This window comes from Sinorhizobium fredii USDA 205 (genome assembly GCF_001461695.1).
Classification (GTDB): Bacteria; Pseudomonadota; Alphaproteobacteria; order Rhizobiales; family Rhizobiaceae; genus Sinorhizobium; species Sinorhizobium fredii.
In genome coordinates this window covers 120051-140570 of record NZ_AUTC01000099.1, presented here as the reverse complement: position 1 = coordinate 140570, position 20520 = coordinate 120051, and the positions used below count along the sequence as shown (strand labels likewise).

Annotated in this window: 19 protein-coding genes and 1 pseudogene; 5 read left to right on the top strand and 15 right to left on the bottom strand. The window is 63.6% G+C overall.

All coding sequences use genetic code 11. The features are described 5' to 3' along the window. The 14 genes and pseudogenes from N181_RS11020 to sdhC form a co-directional block, all read right to left on the bottom strand. Complete coding sequence (locus N181_RS11020) at positions 1-642, bottom strand: LysE family transporter (protein WP_037393740.1); 642 nt, start codon at positions 640-642, stop codon at positions 1-3. A 164-nt stretch (positions 643-806) separates the two neighbouring features. Then, entirely contained in the window at positions 807-2048 is a 1242-nt protein-coding gene (gene odhB, locus N181_RS11015; RefSeq protein WP_037393714.1) for a 2-oxoglutarate dehydrogenase complex dihydrolipoyllysine-residue succinyltransferase, read from the bottom strand. 61 nt (positions 2049-2109) lie between these two features. Next, positions 2110-5106, bottom strand: a complete 2997-nt coding sequence (locus N181_RS11010) for a 2-oxoglutarate dehydrogenase E1 component (RefSeq protein ID WP_037393717.1) — start codon at positions 5104-5106, stop codon at positions 2110-2112. A 240-nt stretch (positions 5107-5346) separates the two neighbouring features. Then, on the bottom strand, positions 5347-6249 hold the full coding sequence (gene sucD / locus N181_RS11005; RefSeq protein ID WP_037393720.1) for a succinate--CoA ligase subunit alpha: 903 nt from the start codon (positions 6247-6249) through the stop codon (positions 5347-5349). A 6-nt stretch (positions 6250-6255) separates the two neighbouring features. Continuing rightward, positions 6256-7452, bottom strand: a complete 1197-nt coding sequence (gene sucC, locus N181_RS11000) for an ADP-forming succinate--CoA ligase subunit beta (RefSeq protein WP_037393723.1) — start codon at positions 7450-7452, stop codon at positions 6256-6258. A 46-nt stretch (positions 7453-7498) separates the two neighbouring features. Next, on the bottom strand, positions 7499-8461 hold the full coding sequence (gene mdh, locus N181_RS10995) for a malate dehydrogenase (RefSeq protein ID WP_037393726.1): 963 nt from the start codon (positions 8459-8461) through the stop codon (positions 7499-7501). Between the two features lie 179 nt (positions 8462-8640). After that, a pseudogene (gene zapE / locus N181_RS10990) lies at positions 8641-9794 on the bottom strand (cell division protein ZapE). Between the two features lie 218 nt (positions 9795-10012). Continuing rightward, positions 10013-10552 carry a protease inhibitor Inh/omp19 family protein gene (locus N181_RS10985; protein ID WP_037456298.1) on the bottom strand — a complete coding sequence of 180 codons (540 nt, stop codon included), beginning with the start codon at positions 10550-10552 and terminating at the stop codon, positions 10013-10015. Between the two features lie 183 nt (positions 10553-10735). Next, entirely contained in the window at positions 10736-11332 is a 597-nt protein-coding gene (gene msrA / locus N181_RS10980; RefSeq protein WP_037393752.1) for a peptide-methionine (S)-S-oxide reductase MsrA, read from the bottom strand. Between the two features lie 143 nt (positions 11333-11475). Next, entirely contained in the window at positions 11476-12255 is a 780-nt protein-coding gene (locus N181_RS10975; protein WP_012709621.1) for a succinate dehydrogenase iron-sulfur subunit, read from the bottom strand. A 16-nt stretch (positions 12256-12271) separates the two neighbouring features. Then, a complete protein-coding gene (locus N181_RS35525; protein WP_080577385.1) occupies positions 12272-12562 on the bottom strand; it encodes a CPCC family cysteine-rich protein in 291 nt (96 codons plus the stop codon). Between the two features lie 4 nt (positions 12563-12566). Beyond that, positions 12567-14408 (bottom strand): succinate dehydrogenase flavoprotein subunit, encoded by a 1842-nt coding sequence (gene sdhA, locus N181_RS10970; protein ID WP_037393754.1) that lies wholly within the window; start codon positions 14406-14408, stop codon positions 12567-12569. Positions 14409-14415: 7 nt separating this feature from the next. Continuing rightward, positions 14416-14796 carry a succinate dehydrogenase, hydrophobic membrane anchor protein gene (gene sdhD / locus N181_RS10965; protein WP_037393756.1) on the bottom strand — a complete coding sequence of 127 codons (381 nt, stop codon included), beginning with the start codon at positions 14794-14796 and terminating at the stop codon, positions 14416-14418. Between the two features lie 12 nt (positions 14797-14808). Further along, positions 14809-15201 (bottom strand): succinate dehydrogenase, cytochrome b556 subunit, encoded by a 393-nt coding sequence (gene sdhC / locus N181_RS10960; protein ID WP_014330061.1) that lies wholly within the window; start codon positions 15199-15201, stop codon positions 14809-14811. A 304-nt stretch (positions 15202-15505) separates the two neighbouring features. Here sdhC and N181_RS10955 point away from each other — a divergent pair, with 304 nt between their 5' ends. The 3 genes from N181_RS10955 (at position 15506) to N181_RS10945 (ending at position 18570) form a co-directional block, all read left to right on the top strand. Further along, a complete protein-coding gene (locus N181_RS10955; RefSeq protein WP_037393758.1) occupies positions 15506-16153 on the top strand; it encodes a hypothetical protein in 648 nt (215 codons plus the stop codon). Between the two features lie 351 nt (positions 16154-16504). Then, the gene (gene leuC / locus N181_RS10950; RefSeq protein WP_037393760.1) at positions 16505-17914 is read left to right on the top strand and encodes a 3-isopropylmalate dehydratase large subunit; all 1410 of its coding nucleotides are present in this window, start codon (positions 16505-16507) and stop codon (positions 17912-17914) included. A 110-nt stretch (positions 17915-18024) separates the two neighbouring features. Beyond that, positions 18025-18570 (top strand): SixA phosphatase family protein, encoded by a 546-nt coding sequence (locus N181_RS10945; RefSeq protein ID WP_037393763.1) that lies wholly within the window; start codon positions 18025-18027, stop codon positions 18568-18570. 7 nt (positions 18571-18577) lie between these two features. On the opposite strand, the gene N181_RS10940 is transcribed toward N181_RS10945, so the two are convergent. Then, positions 18578-19126, bottom strand: a complete 549-nt coding sequence (locus tag N181_RS10940) for a L,D-transpeptidase family protein (RefSeq protein ID WP_037393766.1) — start codon at positions 19124-19126, stop codon at positions 18578-18580. A 143-nt stretch (positions 19127-19269) separates the two neighbouring features. Here N181_RS10940 and N181_RS10935 point away from each other — a divergent pair, with 143 nt between their 5' ends. Then, positions 19270-19953, top strand: coding sequence for a response regulator transcription factor (locus N181_RS10935; protein ID WP_012709630.1), 684 nt, complete (start codon positions 19270-19272; stop codon positions 19951-19953). A gap of 77 nt (positions 19954-20030) precedes the next feature. Beyond that, on the top strand, positions 20031-20486 hold the full coding sequence (locus N181_RS10930) for a cyclic nucleotide-binding domain-containing protein (protein ID WP_014330068.1): 456 nt from the start codon (positions 20031-20033) through the stop codon (positions 20484-20486). Positions 20487-20520 lie beyond the last annotated feature (34 nt).

Here is a 20520-nt window from a genome sequence, read left to right as displayed (position 1 = left end):
TCAGGCAGCCTTCTCGGTCGCGAGCTTCAGGCCGAGCGCGATGAACACCATGCCGCTTGTCCGGTCGATCCACTTGCTCGCTCGCGTGAAGGCGGCGCGCATCCGCGGCGTGGTCATGAACAGGCTGACGCCGACGAACCAGGTAAAGAGAGCGCTCGCCATGACAAGGCCGTAGCCGAACTTGACGAACATCGGCGTGTGCGCGCTGACGACGGTCGAGAAGATCGACAGGAAGAAGAAGACCGCCTTCGGGTTGAGCGCATTGGCGGCAAAGCCGAGGCCGAGGGCCTTCAGCGCCGACTGCCCCTTGCCCCTCCCGGCATCCTCGGCCGGGTCGACGGCGATCGCGGTCTGTCCGGCCCGGAGCGCCTTGACGCCGATATAGATCAGGTAAGCGACGCCGCACCATTTGACGATGTTGAAGAGGTAGATCGATTGCGAAATGATCAGCCCCAGGCCGAGAACGGTATAGCTGACGTGGAACATCAGTGACGCGCCGATGCCGAACGAGGTGATGATCGCCGCCCGCCGGCCGTGGACGAGCGACTGGCGCATCACCATGGCGAGGTCGGCCCCGGGCGAAACGACGGCGAAGAAGAAGATCGCCATCAGCGATGCGAGTTCGATCAGGTAAGCGCTCATGGTTGCCACCGGTGCGTTGAAGATCAAGACGGAGCCGAAAGACCTGCATGCCCGCATAGCGTGCTTTGCAGCACCCTAGCTTCCGGCTCCATCGCTGTCGAGCGGGCCGCGTCGACGGTTGCGCGCGGCAAGACGGAAACGGGGGCTCACGCCCCCGGCTTGACTTAGAGGTCGAGCACCAGACGTTCCGGATCCTCGAGGCTTTCCTTGACGCGCACCAGGAAGGTCACGGCTTCCTTGCCGTCGACGATGCGGTGATCGTAGGAGAGCGCCAGATACATCATCGGACGGATGACGACCTGGCCGCCGATCGCGACCGGGCGGTCCTGGATCTTGTGCATGCCGAGGATGCCCGACTGCGGCGCATTGAGGATCGGCGAGGACATCAGCGAACCGTAGACGCCACCGTTGGAGATGGTGAAGGTGCCGCCCTGCATGTCGGCCATCGACAGCGCGCCGTCGCGCGCCGCCTTGCCAAGACGGCCGATTTCCTTCTCGATCTCGGCGATCGACATCTGGTCGGCATCGCGGACGATCGGAACGACGAGGCCCTTCTCCGTGCCGACGGCGACTCCGACATGGCAGTAGTTCTTGTAGATGATATCGGTGCCGTCGATCTCGGCGTTGACGGCCGGCAGTTCCTTGAGCGCATGCGTGACGGCCTTGGTGAAAAAGCCCATGAAGCCGAGCTTCACGCCGTGCTTCTTCTCGAAGATGTCCTTGTACTTGTTGCGCAGGCTCATGACGGCACTCATGTCCACCTCGTTGTAGGTGGTGAGCATCGCGGCGGTGTTCTGGGCGTCCTTGAGGCGCCGGGCGATCGTCTGGCGCAGGCGGGTCATCTTGACGCGCTCTTCGCGGACGGCGTCCTCGGCCGTCGCCGGGGCGCGCGCCTGAACCTTGGCCGGCTCTGCGGCAGCAGGCGCAGAAATTCCCTTGGCGACGGCGGCAAGCACGTCACCCTTCAGCACCTGGCCGCGCTTGCCCGAACCATCGATCTGGTCGGCCGAGAGGTTGTTTTCGGCCAGGAGCTTGGCGGCCGCCGGGGCGGGCGGCATCGAGGAGGCAGCCTGCGGCGCGGCAGCGGCGGCCGGCTGGGCGGCCGGAGCGGCGGCAGCGGGCTCGGACTTCTTCTCGGCCGGAGCCGGAGCGGCTGCGGCGGCACCGGCGCCTTCGGCGATCTGGCCAAGCAGCGCGCCAAGGCCGACGGTCTCGCCGGCCTGCGCGACGATTTCGCTGAGCGTCCCGGCAGTTGGCGCCGGCACTTCGATCGTCACCTTGTCGGTCTCGAGCTCGAGGATCGGCTCGTCGGCCTTGATCGCATCGCCGACCTTCTTGAACCAGGTCCCGACGGTCGCTTCGCTGACGGATTCGCCGAGGGTAGGAACGCGGATTTCTGTTGCCATGATTGTTGTTCCGTTGATCAGATATCTGTTTCTGTCGATTGGCAGGCGGCGAGGGGCTTGATCAGCCCCCCAGCGCGTCCTCGAGGAAGGCGTTGAGCTGCGCCATGTGCTTGGACATCAGGCCGGTCGCCGGCGAGGCGGCCGCCGGACGGCCGGTGTAGCGCACCCGCTGATACTTGGCGTCGATATGGGCGAGAACCCATTCGAGATAGGGGTCGATGAACGACCAGGCCCCCATGTTCTTCGGCTCTTCCTGGCACCAGACCATCTCCGCATGGCGGAAGCGGCTGAGCTCGTTGATCAGCGCCTTGGCCGGGAACGGATAGAGCTGCTCGACGCGCAGCAGATAGATGTCGTCGATGCCGCGCTTCTCGCGCTCTTCGAGAAGATCGTAATAGACCTTGCCCGTGCAGAGAACGACGCGCCGGATCTTCGAATCCTTCTGCAGCTTGATCGGGCCGTCCTTGATGACTTCCGCATCGTCCCACAGCAGGCGGTGGAAGGAGCTCTCGCCGGCCATCTCGGAAAGGCTGGAGATCGCCCGCTTGTGGCGCAGCAGCGACTTCGGCGTCATCAGGATCAGCGGCTTGCGGAAGTCGCGCTTCACCTGACGGCGCAGGATGTGGAAGTAGTTCGCCGGTGTCGTGACGTTGGCGACCTGCATGTTGTCTTCCGCGCAGAGCTGCAGGAAGCGTTCGAGGCGGGCCGAGGAATGCTCCGGTCCCTGGCCTTCATAGCCGTGCGGCAGCAGGCAGACGAGGCCGGACATGCGCAGCCACTTGCGTTCGCCCGACGAGACGAACTGGTCGAAGACCACCTGCGCGCCGTTGGCGAAATCGCCGAACTGGGCTTCCCAGAGCGTCAGAGCATTCGGGCGGGCCAGCGAGTAGCCGTATTCGAAGCCGAGGACCGCCTCTTCCGAGAGCATCGAGTTGATGACCTCGTAGCGCGCCTGGGTCGGCGACAGATTGGCGAGCGGAATGTAGCGCTCCTCGCTCTCCTGGTCGTAGAGGACCGAGTGGCGCTGCGAGAAGGTGCCGCGCTCGCAATCCTGGCCCGACAGGCGGATCTTCGTGCCCTCGCTGACGAGCGTCCCGAAGGCGAGCGCTTCCGCCATCGCCCAGTCGATCCCCTCGCCGGTCTGGACCATGTTGGCGCGGTTTTCCATGAAGCGCTGGATGGTGCGATGCGCGTTGAAGCCGGCCGGGATTTCGGAGAGCTTGCGGCCGATTTCCTTGAGCTGCTTCATCGGCACGGACGTCCGGCCACGGCGCTGCTCGTCCTGATTGTCGGCGGTGCGCAGGCCCGACCATACGCCGTCGAGCCAGTCGGCCTTGTTCGGCTTGTAGGACTGGCCGGCCTCGAATTCCTGCTCGAGATGGGCGCGCCAGTCGGCCTTCATCTTCTCCACATCGCCCTCGTTCATGAGACCTTCGGCGATGAGGCGCTGCGAATAGACCTGGACGACGGTCTTGTGGGCGCGGATGGCCTTGTACATCTTCGGCTGCGTGAACGCCGGCTCGTCGCCCTCGTTGTGACCGAAGCGGCGGTAGCAGAACATGTCGACGACGACCGGCTTGTGGAACTTCATCCGGAACTCGGTCGCGACCTTGGCCGCATAGACGACGGCTTCCGGGTCATCGCCGTTCACGTGGAAGATCGGCGCTTCGATCATCTTCGCCACGTCCGAAGGATAGGGCGAGGACCGAGAGAAGGCCGGGTTGGTGGTAAAGCCGATCTGGTTGTTGATGATGAAATGCACGGTACCGGCAACGCGGTGGCCGCGCAGACCAGAGAGACCGAGGATTTCTGCGATAACGCCCTGGCCGGCGAAGGCCGCGTCGCCGTGCAGCAGAAGCGGCATGACCTTGACGCGTTCACGCAACGGAATGATGTCGCCCTCGAAGACGGTCGCCATCTGGTCCTGCTTGGCCCGCGCCTTGCCCATGACGACCGGGTTGACGATCTCGAGATGCGAGGGGTTCGCCGTCAGCGACAGGTGCACCTTGTTGCCGTCGAATTCCCGGTCGGAGGAGGCGCCGAGGTGATACTTGACGTCGCCCGAGCCTTCCACCTCGTCCGGCGCATAGGAGCCGCCCTTGAACTCATGGAAGATGGCGCGGTGCGGCTTGGCCATGACCTGGGAGAGCACGTTGAGGCGGCCGCGATGGGCCATGCCGAGAACGATCTCCTTGAGGCCAAGCTGGCCGCCGCGCTTGATGAGCTGCTCGAGCGCCGGAATGAGCGACTCGCCGCCGTCGAGACCGAACCGCTTGGTGCCCTTGTACCTGACGTCGATGAACTGCTCGAAGCCTTCCGCCTCGATAAGCTTCTGCAGGATTGCCCGCTTGCCCTCGGGGGTGAACTCGACGCCCTTGTCCGGTCCCTCGATCCGCTCCTGGATCCAGGCCTTCTCCTCCGGATTGGACATGTGCATGAATTCGACGCCCATCGTCGAGCAATAGGTCCGCTCGAGGATCTCGACCATCTCGCGCACGGTGCCGTATTGGAGCCCGAGCACGTTGTCGAGGAAGATCCTGCGATCGTAATCCTTCTCTTCGAAGCCGTAGGTCTTCGGGGAAAGCTCGTCGTAATCCTCGACCGGATCGGCAAGGCCGAGCGGGTCGAGCTTGGCATGCAGGTGGCCGCGCATGCGGTAGGCGCGGATCATCATGATGGCGCGGACGGAATCGCGCGTCGACTGATGAACCTCGGCCTCGCTGACCGGAACGCCGGTCGCGACGGCCGCTTCCTCGGCCTTCGCCTTGACCTTCTTCTCGACGATCTTTTCGACGGTGCCCCAATCGCCGTCGAGCGCGGAGACGAGTTCGCCATTGGCGGCGATCGGCCAATTTTTCTTCTTCCAGGAGGCCCCCTTGGCCGCCTTCACCACATCTTCGGGCCTGTCGGCAAGCGCCTTGAAGAAGGACTGCCATTCGGCCGAAACGGACGCCGGGTCCGCTTCATAGCGTGCATAGAGCTGCTCGATATAGGCGGCATTGGCGCCGTCCAGAAACGAAGTGAGCTGGAATTGCTCGTTGGCCTCTTGCCTTGTCATGGTCTCTCGCGGACTTGGTCCGCCTCCTGACTCTAAGTTGGGATGCCGGGTTGTCCCGGTCATGTTTGCCTGGCGCCCGGATCGGGATGGCCTTCGAAAGGTCAGACGCATCAGTCCCGGCTTGCGTCGGTCGGTGCGGGGATGCGGCGCTTCGCCACTCTCGTCTCGCCCGACCGCTCGATCATCGTGTCGTTCGTGGCTCCATTGGGGCGGCACCGGATGCCGCCCCGGAGAGGTTCGTCAGCCCTTCAGGACTTCGACGAGAGTCTTGCCGAGCCGGGCCGGCGACGGCGAGACGCGGATGCCGGCGGATTCCATCGCCGCGATCTTGTCTTCCGCGCCGCCCTTGCCGCCGGAGATGACGGCGCCGGCATGACCCATGGTGCGGCCGGGAGGTGCCGTACGGCCGGCGATGAAGCCGACCATCGGCTTCTTGCGACCGCGCTTGGCCTCGTCCTTCAGGAACTGCGCCGCGTCCTCTTCGGCCGAGCCGCCGATCTCGCCGATCATGATGATCGACTTGGTCTCGTCGTCGGCGAGGAACATTTCCAAGACGTCGATGAACTCGGTGCCCTTGACCGGGTCGCCGCCGATGCCGACGGCGGTCGTCTGGCCGAGGCCCTCATTGGTGGTCTGGAACACCGCCTCGTAGGTGAGCGTGCCGGAGCGCGACAGCACGCCGACCGAGCCCTTGCGGAAGATGTTGCCCGGCATGATGCCGATCTTGCATTCGTTCGGCGTCAGCACGCCCGGGCAGTTCGGGCCGATGAGGCGCGAGGACGACTTTTCGAGCCGCGCCTTGACCTTGACCATGTCGGCGACCGGAATGCCTTCGGTGATGCAGACGATCAGCGGGATTTCCGCGTCGATCGCCTCGATGATCGCCGCGGCGGCGCCGGCCGGCGGAACGTAGATGACCGATGCGTTGGCGCCGGTCGCCTCGCGGCCTTCGGCAACCGTCGCGAAGATCGGCAGCGCTTCGCCCTTGGAGCCGGTCCAGGTCTCGCCGCCCTTCTTCGGGTGGATGCCGCCGACCATCTTCGTGCCGTTGTAGGCAAGCGCCTGCTCGGTATGGAAGGTGCCGGTCTTGCCGGTCAGGCCCTGGACGAGGACCTTGGTGTCTTTGTTGATCAGGATGGACATGAAACCTCAGGCTCCCTTCACGGCTGCAACGATCTTCTGGGCGGCATCGTCCAGATCATCGGCGGAGATGACGTTGAGGCCCGATTCATTGATGATCTTCTTGCCGAGATCGACATTGGTGCCCTCGAGGCGCACGACGAGCGGCACCTTGAGGCCGACTTCCTTGACCGCGGCAAGCACGCCTTCGGCGATGACGTCGCACTTCATGATGCCGCCGAAGATGTTGACCAGGATGCCCTTCACGGCCGGATCGGCGGTGATGATCTTGAAGGCGTGCGTAACCTTCTCCTTGGAAGCGCCGCCGCCGACATCGAGGAAGTTCGCCGGCTCGGCGCCGTAGAGCTTGATGATGTCCATCGTCGCCATCGCAAGGCCGGCGCCGTTGACCATGCAGCCGATATTGCCGTCGAGGGCGACATAGGCGAGGTCGTGCTTCGAGGCTTCGATTTCCTTCTCGTCCTCTTCGGTCGTGTCGCGCAGCGCGACGACGTCATCGTGGCGGAAGAGCGCATTGCCGTCGAACGACACCTTTGCGTCGAGGACGCGCATGCGGCCGTTCTTCATGACGATCAGCGGGTTGACCTCGAGCAGGCTCATGTCCTTCTCGACGAAGGCCTTGTAGAGGATCGGGAAGAGCTTCTCGGCGTCGGCGCGCGCTTCGCCGTCGAGCTGCAGCGCCGCGGTCAGCGTCTTCAGATCGTCAGCGGTAACGCCCTTGCCCGGGTCGATCGCAACGGTGACGATCTTTTCCGGCGTGTGCTCGGCAACGGCTTCGATGTCCATGCCGCCCTCGGTCGAGACGACGAAGGCAACCTGGCCGACGGAGCGGTCGACGAGGATCGAGAGATAGAGTTCGCGATCGATGTCGGCGCCGTCCTCGATATAGAGGCGGTTGACCTGCTTGCCGGCCGGGCCGGTCTGCTTGGTCACCAGCGTATTGCCGAGCATCTCCGTGGCATTGGCGACGACCTCGTCGACCGACTTCGCCAGGCGCACGCCGCCCTTGGCATCGGGCCCAAGTTCCTTGAACTTGCCCTTGCCGCGGCCGCCCGCATGGATCTGGCTCTTGACGACGTAGAGCGGTCCCGGCAGCTTCTTGGCGGCCGCTTCGGCTTCGGCAGCGGAGAAGATCGCGACCCCTTCCGCGACCGGCGCGCCGTAGCTCTTCAGGAGAGCCTTGGCCTGATATTCATGAATGTTCATGGGTTCTTTCCTGTCTGATTGACCTGTCTGATCGGCCTGGCGGCGGTTACTTCAGGCTCGGCGCAATGCCGATGCAGGCCTCGCAAAGGCCGGCGACAGCCCCGACCGACTTGTCGAAGGCTTCCTTCTCGCCCTTGTTGAGGTCGATCTCGATGATGCGCTCGACGCCGCCGGCGCCGATGACCGTCGGCACGCCGACATACATGTCCTTGACGCCGTACTGGCCGGAGAGATGCGCCGCGCAGGGAAGCACGCGCTTCTTGTCCTTCAGATAGGCCTCGGCCATTTCGATCGCGGAAGCGGCTGGCGCGTAGTAGGCCGAGCCGGTCTTCAGGAGGCCGACGATCTCGGCGCCGCCGTCACGGGTGCGCTGGATGATTTCTTCGAGGCGTTCCTTGGTTACCCAGCCCATCTGGACGAGATCGGTCAGCGGAATGCCGGCGACGGTCGAGTAGCGGGCGAGCGGCACCATCGTGTCGCCATGGCCGCCGAGAACGAAGGCGGTGATGTCCTGGACCGAAACGTTGAATTCCTGGGCGAGGAAGAGGCGGAAGCGCGACGAGTCGAGCACGCCGGCCATGCCGACGACCTTGTTCTTCGGCAGGCCGGAGAACTTCTGCAGCGCCCACACCATGGCGTCGAGCGGGTTGGTGATGCAGATGACGAAGGCGTTCGGAGCATATTTCTTGATGCCGGCGCCGACCTGTTCCATGACCTTCAGGTTGATGCCGAGCAGATCGTCGCGGCTCATGCCGGGCTTGCGCGGAACACCGGCAGTGACGATGCAGACGTCGGCACCTTCGATCGCCGCATAGTCGCTGGCGCCGGTCAGCGATGCGTCGAAACCTTCGACCGGCGAGGACTGGGCGATGTCGAGGCCCTTACCTTGCGGGATGCCGTCGGCAATATCGAACAGGACGATGTCGCCCAGTTCCTTGAGGCCGGCGAGATGCGCCAGAGTGCCACCAATCATCCCTGAACCAATAAGTGCGATCTTGTTGCGCGCCATGAAAGTGCTTCCTTTGTGATCCATGATCGAGGCCTGAAACGCGGCAAACGCCAAACCTTCGCGCAAAGCCCTTAAACGGCAAATGGTAAAATATCAATCCATACTTTTCGATAGAGCAAATTCAATCGGTTAGATCATAAAATTCTTACGTAAAGGTAAGAATTACCGTCATCATCGCGTCACGGAAAGACCGTATTTTCAGTATGTTGGGCGGCATATTCCTCACTTTGCATCTCGATGAGACGCGAAACCGTCCGGTCGAATTCGAACCCTTCGGTACCCTTTTTAGCGACCAGGAGCCACTCGGGCTCGGCGGCGGCCGAGGCGAAGAGACGGGCGCCCTGGTCGTAGAGCGCATCGACCAGAATGATGAAGCGCTTCGTCTCGTTGCGCATATGCGGGCCGAGATGCGGAACGCGGTCGAGGAAGATCGTCCGGTATTGCGACAGGATTGCCAGGTAATCAGCCGCACCGAGCGGCTGGGCGCAGAGATCGGCGAAGGAAAAGCGGGCGCACTGGCCGACGGCGCCCGGCACATGGATCTTCCGGCCCTTCCGGCCGATCTCCGCCGAGCTGGCGGGCGCGCCGTTGGTCGCGACATACCAGGCGCGATCCATCGCCGCCTCGGTTTCCGGTCCGAGCGGCGACAGCCAGACGGGATTTCCCTCGGTCTTGCGCAGGCGATAATCGGTGTCCGTGTCGAGCGAGATGATCCCTGTATTGGCTTTCAGGAGGTCGATGAAAGGCAGAAAGAGACCGCGGTTGAGACCGTCGCGGTAAAGCTCGGAGGGCTCCACGTTCGAGGTCGCCACCAGCACGCAGCCCTTGGCGAAGAGCTCGCCGAAGAGCCGCCCGAGGATCATCGCATCGGCGATGTCGGTCACCGAGAATTCGTCGAAACACAGAAGCCGCGCCTCGGCGAAAAGCTCCGACGCAACCGGCTGGATCGGGTCGGCCTGCTTGGTCTCGCCGTTCTTGAGCCTCTGGCGGTGCTTGTAGATGCGCTCGTGCACATCCGCCATGAATTCGTGGAAATGGGCGCGCCGCTTGCGCTGAATGGGCACCGCGTCGAAAACATGTCCATGAGCATGGTCTTGCCGCGGCCGACGCCGCCATGGATATAGAGGCCCTTGACCGGCGCGTGCTCCTTTTTGCGGGCCGCGAAAAGCCAGCCGAGCGCGTTGGCCTTGCGCGACGGGCGGCTGGCAAGGAGTTCTGCCGTCAGATGGTCAAGCCGCCTTGCGATGGCGCATTGAGCCGGGTCACGCTGCCGCTCACCGGCCGCAACGAGCGCCTCGAGCTTGTGGAGAATACTGTCGTCAGGATTGAGCACGATGCACCTGGTTGTGCCAGGGGCTGTTTTGGGAGGTGAGACTTAAGGCTGCTGGCGGAAGCCCCACCCCGACGACAGGCCGTCTCCCCGCATGTTTCCTTAGATCCTGGCCGATCCAAGGAAACATGCAGCAACTTAAAGAGCTACAGCGACCTTTGCGCGTCTGACAAGACGCGCGGCGCTGTAAGTCCGGCAGAAAAGCCGGACCGGAGGATAGGTCAGCGGCTGAGGCTGACCGGCTGGCCGCCATTGGTCGAGCCGTCGAAGCGCGCATCGGCGGTCTTGTAGAGGCGGGCGATCGGATTGCCGCTGCGGTCCTTGAGCACGACCTGCTTGCCGGCGACCTCCCACGATCCCATCGCCGTCAGTTCGCCGGCGCAGCCGCGCGTGCCGCCGCGTGAGCCGCTGCCGAGATTGGTCAGCGTCAGGAACATGTCGCAGGAACTGCCGGCGCTCGAAACGCGCCAATTGCCGACCATCGATTCCTTCGTCACGTCGAGCGCGCTGGTGGCGGCGGCCACATTCGTGCCCCCGGGCGCGCCGGCTGCCGGCGTCCCCGTCGGAGCGCTCGGGAATTGCGAGGTGCTCGTCGTCGGATCCGGAAGCTGGCCCGAGGAGACCGATGGCACCGGTTGCGCTTGCAGGGGGGCTGGAGCGGCAGAAACATCCTGAGAACCGAAGCCGCCAAAGGATGTCCGCTGGCATCCGGTCAGCGCAAGCACAATAACAAGCCCCGCCGCCGCATGAAAAACCCGCATGTCTTTACCCCCGATATTGTCCGCGAACCATGATGCAATGCGATAATAAAGGCCGAATTACAGCAAATCCACCAGTGAGATCAAGGCACCGCATTTCGGTCTTGGCTGTTGCACGATGGAAACGCTTGAGTTGAGGCCGGGAAAATGCCGTTCCGGCTGTTCACCTGAGAGCGAATACCGGACTCAGTGGCTGACGCCGGCATAGGCGCGCTCGCCCCAAAGTGCCTCGACTGCCCGGTTTCGGCCGCAGCCATTGCGGTAGTACCAGTAACGGATCGGATTCCGCGCCGCGAAATCCTGATGACGGTCTTCGGCAGGCCAGAACGTCGCGGGCCCTTCGACGGGCGTCGCGATCGGCCTGCCGAGTTCGGCCTCGGCCTTGATTTTCTCGGCCTTGGCCTGCATTGCCTGCGGCTCGGTAAGCGCGTAGATCGCCGTCGTATAGGAGAAGCCGCGATCGCAAAACTGGCCGCCGCCGTCGGTCGGATCCGTCGTGTGGAACAGCACGCCGACCAGCTCCGCATAGGAGACCTTGTCGGGATCGAACTTGATCCGCACCACCTCGCGGTGCCCGCCCTTCGCATAGTCCGCATAGGTGGGATTTTCGGTCTTGCCGCCGGCATAGCCGGAAATCGTTTCGAGAACGCCGGACACGTCGTCGAAGTCGCTCTCGACGCACCAGAAACAGCCGCCGGCGAAGATCGCATATTGCGGCTCGGCCGCCTGCGCCGGCGAGAGGAAAAGGCAGCTCACGGCGATTCCGACAGCCAAGCGAAGCATCGGCGACCCTCCACCACTATTACCTATACGCGTCGCGGCGGCTTTCAATTCACTTACCGACACGTCGATGTGAGAGCCGTGATATGCAGACGGCGGGCACTCGGCCCGCCGTCGGATTGCCATTGATTGTCGGTGCTGTGCCGCTAGAACCGGCGCTCGACCAGCATCTTCTTGATCTCGCCGATCGCCTTGGCGGGGTTCAAGCCCTTCGGACAGGCCTGGGCGCAATTCATGATCGTGTGGCAGCGGTAGAGCCGGAACGGATCCTCGAGATTGTCGAGGCGCTCGCCGGTCGCCTCGTCTCTCGAGTCGATCAGCCAGCGATAGGCCTGCAACAGAACGGCCGGACCGAGATAGCGGTCGCCGTTCCACCAATAGCTCGGACAGGAGGTCGAGCAGCAGGCGCAGAGGATGCACTCGTAAAGCCCGTCGAGCTTCTGGCGGTCTTCATGGCTCTGCCGCCATTCCTTCGCCGGCGTCGGCGACACCGTCTTCAGCCACGGCTCGATCGAGCGGTGCTGGGCGTAGAAATTCGTCAGATCCGGCACCAGGTCCTTGACGACCGGCATGTGCGGCAGCGGATAGACCTTCACCGAGCCCTTGATCTCGTCCATGCCCTTGGTGCAGGCCAGCGTATTGGTGCCGTCGATGTTCATCGCGCAGGAGCCGCAGATCCCCTCGCGGCAGGAGCGGCGCAGCGTCAGCGTCGGATCGATGTTGTTCTTGATATAGAGCAGCCCGTCGAGAACCATCGGCCCGCAATCGTCGATGTCGATATAGTATGTATCGACCCGCGGGTTCTTTCCGTCGTCCGGATTCCAGCGATAGACGCGGTATTCGCGAAGGTTCGTCGCGCCGACCGGCTTCGGCCAGACCTTGCCTTCATTGACCTGCGAGTTCTTCGGGAGAGCGAGTTCAACCATGCTACCTTGTCCAATCCTATGGCAACTTTGGGCGCTGATTAAGCTTCTGCGGGTCAGAACAGCCACTGAGGCGATAATTCTCTCGCGCCAGAAGCAGGCTTACCTTGTTTGCGCCGCCAGCTAGATCCGAAACTGCCTCTTGGGCTGGGTCATCTTCCCACCCGCAGACATTACAGATCTCCCATTCGCCAGCTTCGGTGAGCGAGTAGGAGTCACAGCAAGGGCAAGCAAAATATCCATCCTTTTCGACGCGCCGCGAAGCCGCGGATGCCGCGAGGTTGAAATATTGGACGCCCTTGCCCGTCATTGCATCAATACACTCGTGCCTTCGGCTCGATCTTCTTCGGATCGATGCCCGCGGCAATAAGCTCGGTGTGAACCGGACGATATTCGAGCCGGACATCGCCGGCGTCGTTGACCCAGGCGAGCGTGTGCTTGCGCCAGTTGACGTCGTCACGGCCGCCGAGCGGGCCGTCCTTGTAGTCCTCGCGGGCGTGCGCGCCGCGGCTTTCCTTGCGCGCTTCGGCGCCGTAGACCGTGGTGATGGCGTTGGCCATCAGGTTCTCGAGCTCCAGCGTCTCGACGAGGTCGGAGTTCCAGATCATCGAGCGGTCGGTGACCTTGACGTCCGGCAGTTCCTTCCAGATCGCCGACAGGCGCTGGCAGCCGGATTCGAGCGATTCCTGGGTGCGGAACACGGCCGCATCCTCCTGCATGGCGCGCTGCATCTTGTCGCGCAGCGCCGCCGTCGGCGTGCCGCCCCTGGCGTGGCGCAGCCGGTCGAAGCGCTCCATGATCCGGTCCGAGGCAGCCGTGTCGACCTCCGGCACCGCCTCGTTGCGGTCGATGATCTGGCCGGCGCGGATCGCCGCAGCCCGGCCGAAGACGACGAGGTCGATCAGCGAGTTCGAGCCGAGGCGGTTGGCGCCATGCACCGAGGCGCAGCCGGCTTCGCCGACCGCCATCAGGCCGGGCGCGATGCGCTCGGGGTTCTGAGCGTCCGCATTCAGCACCTCGCCCCAATAGTTGGTCGGAACGCCGCCCATGTTGTAGTGAACGGTCGGCAGAACCGGGATCGGTTCGCGGGTGACGTCGACGCCGGCAAAGATCTTCGCCGATTCCGAGATGCCCGGCAGGCGTTCGTGCAGCACCTTCGGATCGAGATGATCAAGGTGCAGGAAGATATGGTCCTTGTTCTTGCCGACGCCGCGGCCCTCGCGGATCTCCATCGTCATGCAGCGCGAGACGACGTCACGGGAAGCGAGGTCCTTGGCCGAGGGCGCATAGCGCTCCATGAAGCGCTCGCCTTCCGCGTTGACGAGATAACCGCCCTCGCCGCGCGCCCCTTCGGTGATCAGACAGCCGGCGCCGTAGATGCCGGTCGGGTGGAACTGCACGAACTCCATGTCCTGCAGCGGCAGGCCGGCGCGGGCGATCATGCCGCCGCCGTCGCCGGTGCAGGTATGCGCCGAGGTCGCCGAGAAATAGGCGCGGCCGTAGCCGCCGGTCGCCAAGACCACCATCTTCGCGGCAAAGCGGTGGATCGTGCCGTCGTCGAGGTTCCACGCGACGACGCCGGTGCAGCGCCCGTCATCCGACATGATCAGGTCGAGGGCGAAATATTCGATGAAGAACTCGGCGTTGTTGCGGAGCGACTGGCCGTAGAGCGTATGCAGGATCGCGTGGCCGGTGCGGTCGGCGGCGGCGCAGGTGCGCTGCACCGGCGGGCCTTCGCCGTAGTTCTGCATGTGGCCGCCGAAGGGCCGCTGGTAGATCTTGCCTTCCTCGTTGCGCGAGAAGGGCACGCCGTAATGCTCGAGCTCATAGACGGCCTTCGGCGCTTCCATGGCGAGATATTGCATGGCGTCGACATCGCCGAGCCAGTCCGAACCTTTGACCGTGTCGTAGAGGTGCCACTGCCAGGAGTCCGGCGTCATGTTCTGCAGCGAGGCGGCGATGCCGCCCTGGGCCGCGACCGTGTGGGAGCGTGTCGGGAAGACCTTGGTGATGCAAGCGGTCTTGAGGCCCTGCTCGGCCATGCCGAGGGTCGCACGCAGGCCGGCGCCGCCGGCGCCGACGACGACGACGTCGAAGGCGTGATCGACATATTGATAGGCCTTGCCGTTTGCAGCGGGGGAACTGATCGATGCCATGACGAAATTACCCTGCAAAAGCGATCTTCAGGACGGCGAAAAGACAGAGCCCGCCGATCGCGATCGCAAAGAATGTATTGAGCATGAGAAGCGCGATCTTGGCGCCCTCCGCATGGACGTAGTCTTCGATGATGACCTGCATGCCGATCCGCATGTGGACGAGCGCCGAGGTCACGACGAGAGCTATGATCACCGCGACGAACGGATTGGCGAGGGCGGCGACGAATTCCGCATGCGGCGCACCGGCATAGCGGGCTACGAAGAAGACGAAGAAGATCAAGAGCGGAAGGTTGGCGACGGCCGTCAGGCGCTGGCGCCAGAAGTGGTCCGTACCCTCCTTGGCCGAGCCGAGACCGCGAACCTTGCCGAGGGGTGTGCGCATGTCCATGGTGATTTCCCCTTAGCGAACGAGAGAACCGACGATCCAGAGAAGGAGCGTCAGCGCAACCGACCCGGCGAGCGTCGCCTTGGCCATCTTCGTCGCGAAATGCTTCTCGTAGCCGTAGCCGAGATCCCAGATGAAATGGCGGATACCGCCGAGCATGTGATGCACCAATGCCCAGGTGTAGCCGAAGAGCACGAGCTTGCCGATCAGCGTGCCGAACAGCCAATTCACCCAATCGTAATAGGCAGCGCCCGAGGCGGCGGCGATCAACCACCAGGCAACCAGGATCGTGCCGAAATAGAGTGCGCCGCCGGTAATGCGGTGCACGATCGACATGACCATGGTGGGAATGGGCTTGTAGATTTGAAGATGCGGCGAGAGCGGCCGGCTTCTTGTGACATTCGTCATCGGAACCTCACGAAATGACCGGAGTCCACGCCCTTAAACTAGACTAATTTCATCCGGTATCGCACCCGATTGTGCGCAATTCAGTCATCCGGACCTTTAATCACCATATTGCTTAACGACAAGTATGCTTGCGGTGCAAAATAAATAAAATCGATTAGACGAAAAGCGGCATTTTCCGGTCTGCCGGAGACATCCGCCCGTTAACGATATGGGCGGAAAAGCCAATCGAATCCGTGACATTTGCCTGCGCTTGCATCAGGATGCGATTAAGAATTCGTTAACCGCATCCTGAAGGCAGGACAGAATGAATCTGTTGCGCGCGGTCCATGCGACCAAAGTTCTCCTCCTGGCCTTCACGCTGGCGATCCCCGTCGGCCCGCCCGCGCAAGCGGGGAACGGCGAGGGCCTGCCGGAGGTGGAGACACGGGTCCGGCATGTCCGGCTCAAGCACCGCGCCCCACACCATGCCCGCCACAAGGCACATGATCGCCGCCATTTCGCCGGCCATCGGCGCCACCGCTCCGTCAATTCCAGCGTCGATGACTTCCCGTCTTTCGAGACAGGCGGCCTGGGCAACGTTCAAACCCGCACCCGTCATATCCGGCGGAAGCACTGGCCCTCTCACTTCGCGCGGCGTGACCGCAATCGCGGCGACTTTGTATTCATCGACGGAAGGGGCTACGGCGCCGGCAGCTACAGCGGCGACTTCGATGGCGGCTATGATTTTCCGTCCGGGATTCCCGGTCTCGGCACCTATACCGGCAACCTCTCGGCCTATGAGCAGCCGGGCAACGGCATCTATTTCAGCCAGGCCGGCAGCTACTCCTATTTCGCCGAGGACGGCCTCGAGGCAGCCCCGCCGGCAGCGCGCCCGAAGATCATCGTCGTCTCGCCGCAGACCAATGCCAGCGCCTGCGCGTGGGAGCACGGCGTCTGTGTCGTCCGGCCATAGGGCGGAATGACGCGACAGGACGGACGCAGGCGCAACTGTCGCGCGGAATTGTTCCCCTCCCAACCCTTGTGGGCTCGTTGTGAGCCCCTTGCAGGGTAAGCCTGTTCCGCCCATCTCGCCGATTGCCGAACAATCAAAAAATTGATATGAGCACCGGCCATGGAATCCAAATTCGGATGTCGCGAACAGAAAATCGTCGTGCTGCAGGACCACAAGCGTCTGCCGGCACGTTTTTTTTCGCGCGTCTGCGGCGCGCTCACCAGCCGCCTAGCCTGATCGCTTGATCAGTGTTGTTTCCGGCCGCACCGCCGCCGGTTTTCCGTATTCTGAACTTTCGATGGATATATCGCCATGAGCGCACCGCGTACCCTCTATGACAAGATCTGGGACGACCATCTGGTCAATCAACAGGATGACGGCACCTGTCTGCTCTACATCGACCGTCACCTCGTGCACGAGGTGACGAGTCCGCAGGCCTTCGAAGGCCTGCGCATGGCCGGCCGCAAGGTCCGCGCCCCGGAAAAGACGCTCGCCGTCGTCGACCACAACGTGCCGACCTCGCCGGACCGTCATCTCGGCATCAAGAACGAGGAAAGTCGCATCCAGGTCGAGGCGCTCGCCAGGAACGCCGCCGATTTCGGCGTCGAATATTATTCGGAGAACGACAAGCGCCAGGGCATCGTCCACATCGTCGGCCCCGAGCAGGGCTTCACGCTGCCGGGCATGACGATCGTCTGCGGCGACAGCCACACCTCGACGCATGGCGCCTTCGGCGCGCTGGCGCATGGCATCGGCACGTCGGAAGTGGAGCACGTGCTGGCGACCCAGACGCTGATCCAGAAGAAGGCGAAGAACATGCTGGTGCGCGTCGACGGACAATTGCCGCCCGGCGTCACCGCCAAGGACATCATCCTGGCCATCATCGGCGAGATCGGCACGGCCGGCGGTACGGGCCATGTCATCGAATTCGCCGGCGAGGCGATCCGCTCGCTGTCGATGGAAGGCCGCATGACCATCTGCAACATGACGATCGAAGGCGGCGCCCGGGCCGGCCTGATCGCGCCGGACGAAACGACCTTCGAATATATCAAGGACAAGCCGCGTGCCCCGAAGGGCAGCGCCTGGGACATGGCGCTCGACTACTGGAAGACGCTCAACACCGACGAGGGCGCCCATTACGACCGCGTCGTCGTCCTCGACGCGGCCAACCTGCCGCCGATCGTCTCCTGGGGCTCGTCGCCGGAGGACGTCGTTTCGGTCCAGGGCGTCGTTCCGAACCCGGACGACATCCAGGAGGAGACGAAGCGCGCTTCGAAATGGCGGGCGCTCGACTATATGGGCCTGAAGCCGGATACGAAGATCACCGATATCGCCATCGACCGGGTCTTCATCGGCTCCTGCACCAACGGCCGCATCGAGGATCTGCGTGCCGTCGCCAAGGTCGTCGAGGGCCGCAAGGTCGCCTCGACCGTGTCGGCGATGATCGTGCCGGGTTCCGGTCTCGTCAAGGAACAGGCGGAAGCCGAGGGCCTCGACAAGATCTTCAAGGAAGCCGGCTTCGACTGGCGCGAACCCGGCTGCTCCATGTGCCTGGCGATGAACGACGACCGGTTGAAGCCGGGCGAGCGCTGCGCCTCGACCTCGAACCGCAACTTCGAAGGCCGCCAGGGCTTCAAGGGCCGTACCCACCTGGTCTCGCCGGCGATGGCCGCCGCCGCCGCCGTGGCGGGCCACTTCGTCGATATCCGCGAGTGGAAATAAGCCGGTTTTGAGCTTTTCCGGCATGCTTGGCCGCCCTTCGGGGCGGCCTTTTTTATTGCATGGTACGGTGCGACAAATAAGATCATCGGCCGACACAGGAGGAACGCTTCATGCCTGACGATGCCAGCCCTCCGATACGCCGTCTCATGCTGCTCCGCCACGCCAAATCCGCCTGGCCGGAGGGGGTTGCCGACCACCGCCGGCCGCTCGCAGGCCGCGGTCGAAAGGCGGCCCCTGCAATCGGCACTTTCATGGCGCGGCGGGGCCTGATCCCGGACCTCGCCCTCGTTTCGACCGCCCGGCGCGCGCAAGAGACTTGGGAGCTCGTCGCCGAAGCTTTGCCGCACAAGGTTGCCGCCCGTGACGCCGTCGGCATCTACGAGGTTGCCGCCACGGCCATCATCGACGTGATCCGCAAGGTGGAGCCGTCCGTCGAAAAGCTGCTGCTCGTCGGGCACAATCCGGGCATGGCTGAACTCGCGCTGCTCCTCGCGGGCGGTGGCGATGCGGTGGCGCTGGAGCGCCTCAAGGAGAAGTTTCCGACGGCCGGGCTCGCCGTCATGGATTTCACCATCGAGCAATGGTCGGAGATCGCGCCCGGCGCGGGCCGGCTCGTCCAGTTCGTGACGCCGCGGCTGCTCAAGGATGGATCATGAGGCCATCCTAAGCAACCCTGACGACCATCCCCCGACGCATGTGCCGGATCAGCCGCTTCATAGCGGGCAGGCTGACGGCGATGCAGCCTTGTGTCGGCTCATAGCCGGGACGAATGAGGTGGAAGAAGATCGCCGAGCCGACTTGCCTCCGCCTGCAGGAGATGTTCCAGTCCATGACGAGGCAAACATCGTAAAGCCCGTCATTCCGCATCATCGTTTCGTGGCTCGCGGCAAACGGCGCCCTGACCGGGCGGTTGTAGGAAGCATGGTCGGGGGCGTCGCACCAGAGCATGTCGCGACGGATCCCGCGTATCGGCAGTGGCGTCGGCGGCAGGGAGACGCGGTCGCGACGCGTGAAGCCGCCGATCAGCTTCATCGTCGCCCGCGGCGTCGCGCCGTCGCCTTCGCGCTTCATGGCGGTGAGGCCACTTCGCCCGATCGCTGCCTGCTCCGTTCTGCCGTCGAAGCTGAGAAGCGCGCGCCGGCGGTCGCGCGGCGCAGCCCGGACGACAATGGTGGATTTCCGCGATCTTACTCCCGACGTTTTCTTGCGCATTATTCTCACAAATTCTTGCTTTGCCTGTGATCTCGCGGCCACCCTAAGCACGGCTGCAGGGCGACAAGATTGCGTGGCCGCCGCGCTTTGCCAAGGGCGGCATTTGAGCTAGTTTGAATCCAGGAAGCAACAGGAACTGTCCCATGGCGACGCGCACCATCCTCCTTGTCGACGATGACAACGACCTGCGTGAGACGTTGATAGAGCAGCTTTCTCTTTACGAGGAGTTCGACCTCCTGCAGGAAGCGACCGCCGGCAAGGGCATCCAGACGGCGCGGACACGCCAGGTGGACCTGCTGATCGTGGACGTCGGCCTGCCGGACATGGACGGCCGCGAGGCGGTGAAGCTGTTGCGCAAGGGCGGATTCAAGGCGCCGATCATCATGCTGACCGGTCACGACACCGATTCGGACACGATCCTCGGCCTCGAAGCCGGCGCCAACGACTATGTCACCAAGCCCTTCCGCTTTGCCGTGCTTCTGGCCCGTATCCGCGCCCAGCTTCGCCAGCACGAGCAGAGCGAGGACGCGACCTTCAGCGTCGGTCCCTACACGTTCAAGCCGAGCCAGAAACTGCTGACGATGGACAACGGCCAGAAGATACGCTTGACCGAGAAGGAGGCGGCGATCATCCGCTACCTCTACCGGGCCGACCAGAAGGTGGTGACCCGCGACGTCCTGCTCGAAGAGGTCTGGGGCTACAATTCCGGGGTGACGACCCACACGCTCGAGACGCATGTCTACCGGCTGCGCCAGAAAATCGAACGCGACCCTTCCAATGCCGAGATTTTGGTGACAGAGAACGGCGGCTACAAGATCGTTCCGTAACGCGGGATCGCGGAAAAGTGGGAAGCGGCTTTCCCTTCCAGGTCGCGCTCCTCCCCGTCAGCTAGGAGACATGCTGCTTGGCGCTCAATGACGATATCGCGCTTCTGTCCAACGTCTCGCTTTTTGCGGAGATCGGCGACGACAAGCTCCGGCTGATCGCCTTCGGCGCCGAGCGCCGTCGCGTCGCGAAGGGCCACGAGCTCTTCCGCGAAGGCGCACCGGCCGATTGCGCCTATGCGGTTGCCGTCGGCAGCTTCTCGCTGTCGAAACTCGACGCCGACGGGCGCCCGCAGCACGTCGACACCGTCTCCCGCGGCGCGTTGCTGTCGGAGTTGGCGCTGATATCGATGGTCGAACGCAAGTTCACCGCGACCGCCGACGAGGACAGCGAGGTGATCCGCATCAACCGGCCGCTCTTCCGCCGCATGCTGGAGGAATATCCCGAGGTCACCGCAATGGTCGAAGCCCGGATCCGCGACAACCTCCAGGCAATGATCCGCCGCGTCGAGGCGCTTGCCGGGCGGTTTGCTTAGTCGAGGCGAGGCTTGCCCCTCATCCGGCCTGCCG

Excerpts from the sequence above, each read along its gene's own strand:
- N181_RS11020 (WP_037393740.1), bottom strand. The coding sequence starts at position 642 with ATGAGCGCTTACCTGATCGAACTCGCATCGCTGATGGCGATCTTCTTC.
- odhB (WP_037393714.1), bottom strand. The coding sequence starts at position 2,048 with ATGGCAACAGAAATCCGCGTTCCTACCCTCGGCGAATCCGTCAGCGAA.
- N181_RS11010 (WP_037393717.1), bottom strand. The coding sequence starts at position 5,106 with ATGACAAGGCAAGAGGCCAACGAGCAATTCCAGCTCACTTCGTTTCTG.
- sucD (WP_037393720.1), bottom strand. The coding sequence starts at position 6,249 with ATGTCCATCCTGATCAACAAAGACACCAAGGTCCTCGTCCAGGGCCTG.
- sucC (WP_037393723.1), bottom strand. The coding sequence starts at position 7,452 with ATGAACATTCATGAATATCAGGCCAAGGCTCTCCTGAAGAGCTACGGC.
- mdh (WP_037393726.1), bottom strand. The coding sequence starts at position 8,461 with ATGGCGCGCAACAAGATCGCACTTATTGGTTCAGGGATGATTGGTGGC.
- N181_RS10985 (WP_037456298.1), bottom strand. The coding sequence starts at position 10,552 with ATGCGGGTTTTTCATGCGGCGGCGGGGCTTGTTATTGTGCTTGCGCTG.
- msrA (WP_037393752.1), bottom strand. The coding sequence starts at position 11,332 with ATGCTTCGCTTGGCTGTCGGAATCGCCGTGAGCTGCCTTTTCCTCTCG.
- N181_RS10975 (WP_012709621.1), bottom strand. The coding sequence starts at position 12,255 with ATGGTTGAACTCGCTCTCCCGAAGAACTCGCAGGTCAATGAAGGCAAG.
- N181_RS35525 (WP_080577385.1), bottom strand. The coding sequence starts at position 12,562 with ATGACGGGCAAGGGCGTCCAATATTTCAACCTCGCGGCATCCGCGGCT.
- sdhA (WP_037393754.1), bottom strand. The coding sequence starts at position 14,408 with ATGGCATCGATCAGTTCCCCCGCTGCAAACGGCAAGGCCTATCAATAT.
- sdhD (WP_037393756.1), bottom strand. The coding sequence starts at position 14,796 with ATGGACATGCGCACACCCCTCGGCAAGGTTCGCGGTCTCGGCTCGGCC.
- sdhC (WP_014330061.1), bottom strand. The coding sequence starts at position 15,201 with ATGACGAATGTCACAAGAAGCCGGCCGCTCTCGCCGCATCTTCAAATC.
- N181_RS10955 (WP_037393758.1), top strand. The coding sequence starts at position 15,506 with ATGAATCTGTTGCGCGCGGTCCATGCGACCAAAGTTCTCCTCCTGGCC.
- leuC (WP_037393760.1), top strand. The coding sequence starts at position 16,505 with ATGAGCGCACCGCGTACCCTCTATGACAAGATCTGGGACGACCATCTG.
- N181_RS10945 (WP_037393763.1), top strand. The coding sequence starts at position 18,025 with ATGCCTGACGATGCCAGCCCTCCGATACGCCGTCTCATGCTGCTCCGC.
- N181_RS10940 (WP_037393766.1), bottom strand. The coding sequence starts at position 19,126 with ATGCGCAAGAAAACGTCGGGAGTAAGATCGCGGAAATCCACCATTGTC.
- N181_RS10935 (WP_012709630.1), top strand. The coding sequence starts at position 19,270 with ATGGCGACGCGCACCATCCTCCTTGTCGACGATGACAACGACCTGCGT.